Genomic DNA, 6,931 nt, shown 5'->3' on the forward strand with positions numbered 1-6,931 from the left:
AAATATCGCGGATTTTTTCATAATCCTTGCCTAATTCTTTCTGCATAATTCCCTGGAAAAGACTGGCGTTTTTGTAAAAATACATATCATGTCTTATACATTCGGCAGCAAGTGCAATTACCGGTTTGCTTTCTGTCCAAATCACTTCAGCCATAGTATTACTTAGAATTTGTCCAAATACAACCTCATTCATATCTGAAACAAGTGTAATCCATTTTCCACCCATTTCCTTGCGTTTTTCATCTACCAAACCATGTCTGCAATATTTCTTTAAAGGTATCACGGAATCTTCATTATCACTAAAATAAACGACACCAATTCGAATGTTATGATTTTCTAATTCTTGAATATCTTCTAAGACATGTGGTAAATCCTCTTCCCATATTTGTACTAGTAATTCATTTTTTGTCTTTTTTATTATCTCTCTACATTTTGCAAATACATTTGAGCTTTGACGGATATGCCAAATATAATCTAAATCAGTTTTTGCGGGATAATTTTTTAGTCTATCTGTAAGATTATCTAATATATTATTTGTTTCATGTTTTACTCTTTGCACAATTTCATTTATTGGAACAGCCGAGTATTGAGTATTGTTTTCTTTTTCTGTATAGATAATAAATCCCTTTAAAACTAGAGATTCCAATATATTATAGATTTTGGATCGGGCCACTGCAGCTAACTTACTGGTTTCATAGCCTGATGCTCTCCCGTGTTGCAGTAATACTAAATATACTTTAGCTTCTGTATCTGTCAAACCAATTTTATTTAATAAAAAAATCTCACTATCTTCCATATTTATGTCCTTTCTATATTAATCATATTTTATACTTTACCACAAAATCTAGAAATGAACCATGTATCTGAATCGACAATATATAGGTATTTAAGGTGAAGAAGGATGTGATTGAATATACTAAAAACACATACTCGAAATAAATGAAAGAATAATCGAAAATCAAAGTTTAAATAAAATATTACACACTTTGCTAAAATGACGCAGGAAACCTCATTGCGCAATGAAACGCAAATTTGCAGGAGCAACTCAGCAGCGATCTGTTAAAACCGAGTCTTAAAGCGATCGGGGTCAAAACAAAGTGAGTGTTAGGTATAACTGAGATGAACTGTAAGGATAGGAAACGGTATCTGGCTGCAATTTTGGTTGTTTTGACAGGTCATTTGGCAGTCATACTGAGCGGGATAGTGGAATTGAAATAATCAGAGACTTAAAATTCATTATGTTCCCAAGCGGTTTTTTGCTGAGTTTCTTCACGCTCGGCTGCCGTTTTGGCCAAAGAATCAAATAGGTAATTGTCTTCTTCGAAAATCCTGGCAACAGCCGCGCAAGCAGCCGGTTCAGCAGCGAAGGAACGGGCAATTAGGGAAACTGCATCAGCGGAAGTGGACATTCCTTTGACAGCCTAGCGGATGTTTTGCCGCTGATCGGTAAGCACATGTTTTTCTGTGGCTGCAAGAAGATGATCAAGCTCGTTTTCCTGGTTTCTTAGTTCAGCCTGACGATTGGTTAGGCGCTGCATTTCTTCTCCTATGGATTGGTTTTTCTTTAAAATACCGGCTGTGATGGCGGACAGCCTTTCTTTAGCCTGTGGCGTCGCAGTCAGTTGTTCAATTTCTTTTTCCAGACAAGAGATGCGTTCCTTTAAGGCAGTATACCTTTGGGCTGCGGCAAGGGTTTGCATCTTTTGTATTTCGATAGCGATTTGAGCATCCTGATATTGCTGTTGTGCTTGGGTACTTAGCATTTTATCATACCATTTCGGTTTTTTTAGTATGGTCAATCCGTATTCTCGGGAAAGAAGAGCATCTTCTGCGTTGCGTTTTTCACTTTCCGATTTGGACAACTCGTTTTTCAATTTTTGCAAAGCTCGCATTTTCCCTTCACTCAGACGATAGAGAGCAATCGTTTGTGCGCGCTTTTCGGAAATGTAGAAGGGGCGTAGCACTTCTATTTCTTGCAGAGTACGCTTCTGTTCAGCGTGTAAAGAATATAAGGCGGTACGCAAAATGCCTTGAACCTCCCGCGCGGTATAGCGCTGTTCCTGCGGCGTTTCTTTGGTTGGCAGCTGCGAGAAATTGTTTTTGACCAGATCAGTTTCTTTTATCAGCTTTACGCGAAACAGTGTGAGTCGGCGGATACGGTCTGTCGTTTCGCCTAGCTTATCCTGCATCATACGGTAGGCGTCCTGCCGGGGTTTTTGCGCCAACAGAATGGCATTTGCCTTGCGAGTAACCGCGGATTTTGCTTGTGATGTGTTGAGATGTTGGCGGATTTCCTGCAATATGCCGTGTTGCTTTTTTCGCTGTGCCGCATGGGTTTGTGCTATAATTTCCAGACGCTTTTGCTCGGCGAGAAGTGCGGTAGTCTCTTTGGGGGAAGAAGCTGATTTGAGGCGGATCTCGACAGTCTTTTGCACGCGTTTTAGGGCAAAAAGATCCTCGGAGAACTGAGTGTCTTGTTGCCAAGCGGCTGTAAAATCCGGATTATGGAGTGTCCTGATGTATTCTTCCTGGGCTTTGCGGATGGCCTGCGGATAGGTAAGCAGATACTTTTCCATATCGGCCAGAATTGCGGCCTGTTTTTTAAGTTCTTCTCTTTGCAAAGGAAGCTCTACCAAGGCGGCCTGCTCAAATTCTTCAAACCGTGTCGCCTGGTGCAGATAGGTAAGACAAGCTCTGGGCAGACGATCTTTTTTATTTACAAGCGGGGAAATGGAACGAAGCGCTTGAACCGCTTGACGCTCTTTTTCCGAATAGTCTTTGAGGGCCTGACAGAGCAGTGCCTCATCTTCATCGAATTGCAAGACGGCAAGTGCCGATGTGCAGTACGCAATCTGTTGGGGCAAAGTTTTATTTTCTGGCCTCTGTAAGCTGACAAGATGGTCTTTTTCTTCACTACATTTTTCGCGTACTGCTTCCAGGATAGTGGATAAAAAATGCCTGTCGCGATGTACTTCTTTTATCGTGGAAAAAGTCGCCTTTTCCTGTTGGCTCATTTCGGAAAAACGTTCGACCGCCAGGCATTCGCCAAAATGCTGGATACCTTGGGAGGCGAGGTCTGTAGCTTTTTGCGCAGCGGCGAGATCAAGGAGAAGCAGGGGGGATTCACCCGATGTGTTGTGTAGTTGGTCACTTACTTGCGGGATTCTCCTTTTTAATTTTCGCTGATTTTTATAGTCCTGTAATTTCTGCAGACGGTCGGCCGATTCAATTAACTGACAAAGTTCTTTACGGAGAGCACGGCGCTCTTTTATGGCAATCACTGAGGGGTGATCAAGGGTATTGGCTACTGTTGGGCCGATATGTTTTTCCGGTTCCAGGGAAAAGAGCCTCTCCATTAAGACATCCCCTTGCTGAGCGGCTTCCTGCCTGCGGGTACGATAGGAGCGGTGGTCGATGCGAGCCGTGTGCCCGTATTTTTCTAACGCCGCATTCGTTAAATTGGCAAAATCCTCGCGCAAATATAACAGGTGGTTTCGGCTTTCCACTTGCTTATTCCAGATGGCAGGAACGGCACAACCTCCTTCGCGGCGCCGGTCCATGATGCTCCCGTCCTTACGGGTATAGAGTCGGCGGGCCTTTTGAAAAAAACAGCGTGGCTGGCGTTCGCTTTCTTTTTCTAATGCATCCAGTTTCCGCGGTGAAAACATGAGATGACAGTGCAGGTTTTCCTCGCCCTCGCCCATAGCTGCCAGCTTGTTGTGGATGGCATATGAGTAATAGTAGTCTGTTCCAAAATGCTTGCCGATAAATTCTTGAGCCAGTGCGAGGTTTTGTTCCAACGCCAATTCGCTTTGCAGGGCAAATTCAATTTCCTTATAGGTATGAGCAGAAGTTTCATGAGCGTCTGCGGCCCGAAAGAAGGTTTTCGGTGAATTCTTCGCCCATTCGGGGAGATGGTGTCCGCCGCAGATAAAACCTTCTTTTAAGCTGTATTTTTCTTGCCGCGCAATATAGTCGAGGTGATTATCGGCAGCGATATGTCCGGCGCGTTTTTGATCAAGGTTTGCATACTTCTCCTCGCGATGATTGTATTCGGCGTGGTCACTGGCAAGGATGATGCGCCCGCCCGGTGTTTTGTTGTCCTTGATCGTAAAGTGATAAAGCGCCATAATCCGTGCACCTCCCCGAAATTCCGAAAGGAAATTGGCCAACCGCAGGTTCAGCGTAGCCGAAGGCAAGCGGCAGATGGGTCTGCGCGACTGACGAAACCGTCAAGTCCTAAGTGCGCCTGTTTCTTTTTAGGGCTACTGTATCATTTTTATTGTAGCATGGCTGCGAAAAAATCATGTTGCACGCTGCTGTAGGAGTTGTGCACACCGTCTATTCCTGGCTATACGGGCTTCGTATAATGAAAAAAAGGCGGTGGGCAAACATGGATAGGTTAGCGGCAGTCGAGAAAAAAATCGAGCAGAGGAAACTTGCTTTAAAGCGGTTGGATAAGGCGAGCCGGTCCTTGCTGCATAAATATAACACACGTATTTTCCACGATGCGTTGCGACAGGCCGGCTGGCAGAGTAAAGAGGATTGGAGCAAGGAGGAATTCTCCTTGCTAATCGGCTTCCTGCGTGCGATGAAATGCCGTGCTATTTCTGAAATCGATCGCCGCCTTTATCTGCACTTTGCCGCAGGCGAAGTAGCAAAGAAAGAGGGGGATTGGCGATGACAGCGGCAAAACCGAAAACGAGGGAAGAGATGGAAGAACGGCTTGGCATTCTTTACCGGCGCCGGCAGAAAGCAGAGCAGCGGCTGAAAAAGTCGACTGCGGAAATGAGAACTCTGCAAAAGAAAATTAGGGATTTGGAAGAGGAAAAATTTACACGTGAATGCAGAGACTTCGGGTTGCGCTTAGCGAAGGCAAATCTTTCCCCGGGGCAGGTGAATATGGAAAAGGTCGCCCAAATGGTTGCGGCAAACCGCGGTGAATATGCGCGGCCGACAGATTCTTCATTGCCGGGAAATCCGTTTAACCCGGAAGACGGGAGGGAGGATGAATGAGAGTTTGGATTGCCGAGAAACCAAGTGTAGGGCGTGAACTGGCAAAGTATTTGGGTAAGGGAGCGCAAAAGAAGGGATACATTGAAATTACGGGGACCAGCGATGTGGTCACCTGGCTATTTGGGCATATTTTGCAGCAGAAGACGCCGCAGATGTATGATCCGTTTTACAATTCGTGGTCGCCTGCCTTGTTGCCGATTGTGCCCCAAAGATGGGAGCTGTTCGTTAAGCCTGAAGCGAAAGAACAGTTTCAGACTATCAAGGATTTGTTAAAACGGGCGGACGAAATCGTTCATGCCGGCGATCCGGACCGTGAGGGCCAACTGCTAGTGGACGAGCTGCTGGAGTATTTGAAAAATCGAAAGCCGGTGAAAAGGCTTTTACTGAATGCTCTCGATGAAATCACTATCAAGCGGGCTTTGAGGGATTTGAGAAATAATGCCGATTTTCAGCCGCTTACGGAATCGGCGGTTGCCCGCAGCCGCGCAGATTGGCTGATTGGTATGAATTTAACCCGCGCCTATACGGCAATGGCCAGGCAAGCGGGTTACGATGAAGTCATGCGGATAGGCCGGGTCAAGACGCCGACAATGGCGCTTGTCGTGAGGCGGGAGCGGGAAATCCGGGAATTTCGGCCGACTAAGCATTATGGGATTAAAGTGGACCTTGAGCAGACGGAAAAATGCTTTTCAGCAGTTTGGCTTATACCGGAAGAGTTTTCCGGCTGCGACAGTGAAGGGCGGATCTTAAAGCGGGAGCTGGTAGAAAACATTACTCAGGAAATTCTCCAGTCTGTAAAAAATGGCGAAACCTTTCGGATTGAAGATGTGACCAGAAGAGAAACTGCAGAGGCGCCGCTTCTGCCATTGAGTTTATCCGCACTGCAAATTCAGGCAGGCAAGCTTGGCTATACACCGCAACAGGTTTTAGATATAGCGCAGAAATTATATGAAATGAAGTTGACTACCTATCCGCGCTCCGACTGCGACTATTTGCCGGAAGCTCAGTTCAAGGATGCAAAAGTCATTTTTGAAAATTTGGCTCGGGCGGGTTGGCAGACAGAAATGGCAGGCGCGGATATGAGTAGAAAAAGCCGGGCCTGGGCTGATGAAAAGATTACGGCGCATCATGCAATTAGCCCGACAACGCTCCCGTGTGATCAGGCAAAACTTACGAGAGAGCAGCAAGATATTTACGCCTTAATTGCCCGCGCGTATCTTGCACAATTTTATCCGCCTTACCGATTTTCTAAGACGGTTCTTCGCATCCGTATCGGTAACCATATTTTCCTGGGGACCGGGAAAGTGGTCTTGGAACAAGGCTGGCGTTCTTTATATAAGGCGGAAACTGATGACGAAAAGTCAGAGGAGGAAGCCGTTTTACCGGATCTTCAAAATGGGGATACAGTGAGTCTACGGGAACTGACTTTACAAGAAAAAATAACAAAGGCGCCGAAACGCTTCAATCTATCCAGTATTATTGAAGCCATGAAGAACATTCACCATTATGTTCGGGAAGAGACCTTCAAGGCGCAGATGAAAGAATGCTCCGGTATCGGAACAGAAGCAACACGGGCAGGGATTTTAGATGAGCTCGTCCAGGGCAGATTCCTGCGTCTCGAAAAAAACGTGCTTTATGCAACCGATATTGCAGAAAAGCTGTTTGACGCGCTGCCGGAAGCACTGGCTTATCCCGATATAACGGCAATTTGGGAGGATAAACTTACGCGCATTGCTGAAAACAACTTTTCTGCAGATGCTTTTCTTGATGCGACCACGGATTTTGTCAAAACTCTGCTTGGAGAAGCTAAGGGAAAAACCATTTCGGCAATGGAAGGACAAATCCTATGCCCGGTCTGCAAAAAGGGATTTTTGAAGCGGCGCAGCGGCAAGAAAAAAGGAACCTGCTTCTGGGG

Annotated in this window: 6 protein-coding genes; 3 read left to right on the forward strand and 3 right to left on the reverse strand. The window is 45.8% G+C overall.

The window, feature by feature from the left end; translation table 11 throughout:
* The 3 genes from ALO_RS10795 to ALO_RS10805 form a co-directional block, all read right to left on the reverse strand.
* On the reverse strand, positions 1-796 hold a 796-nt coding region (locus tag ALO_RS10795), incomplete at its 3' end, for a TrmB family transcriptional regulator (RefSeq protein ID WP_004095626.1).
* A 430-nt stretch (positions 797-1,226) separates the two neighbouring features.
* On the reverse strand, positions 1,227-1,409 hold the full coding sequence (locus tag ALO_RS10800) for a hypothetical protein (protein WP_004095628.1): 183 nt from the start codon (positions 1,407-1,409) through the stop codon (positions 1,227-1,229).
* Positions 1,410-1,421: 12 nt separating this feature from the next.
* Entirely contained in the window at positions 1,422-4,130 is a 2,709-nt protein-coding gene (locus ALO_RS10805; protein WP_004095631.1) for a MobA/MobL family protein, read from the reverse strand.
* A gap of 263 nt (positions 4,131-4,393) precedes the next feature.
* On the opposite strand from ALO_RS10805, the gene ALO_RS10810 reads away from it, so the two are divergent.
* The 3 genes from ALO_RS10810 to ALO_RS10820 form a co-directional block, all read left to right on the forward strand.
* Positions 4,394-4,684 (forward strand): hypothetical protein, encoded by a 291-nt coding sequence (locus tag ALO_RS10810; RefSeq protein ID WP_004095633.1) that lies wholly within the window; start codon positions 4,394-4,396, stop codon positions 4,682-4,684.
* Positions 4,681-5,016: a hypothetical protein gene (locus tag ALO_RS10815; RefSeq protein WP_004095636.1), complete on the forward strand. Its 336-nt coding sequence runs from the start codon at positions 4,681-4,683 to the stop codon at positions 5,014-5,016. Before ALO_RS10810 ends, ALO_RS10815 begins: the two co-directional genes overlap by 4 nt.
* Positions 5,013-6,931 (forward strand): DNA topoisomerase 3 (locus ALO_RS10820; RefSeq protein ID WP_004095637.1); only part of this gene is annotated, 1,919 nt, incomplete at its 3' end. The genes ALO_RS10815 and ALO_RS10820, both read left to right, overlap by 4 nt.

The organism is Acetonema longum DSM 6540 (genome assembly GCF_000219125.1).
In the GTDB taxonomy this organism is placed as follows: domain Bacteria; phylum Bacillota; class Negativicutes; order Sporomusales; family Acetonemataceae; genus Acetonema; species Acetonema longum.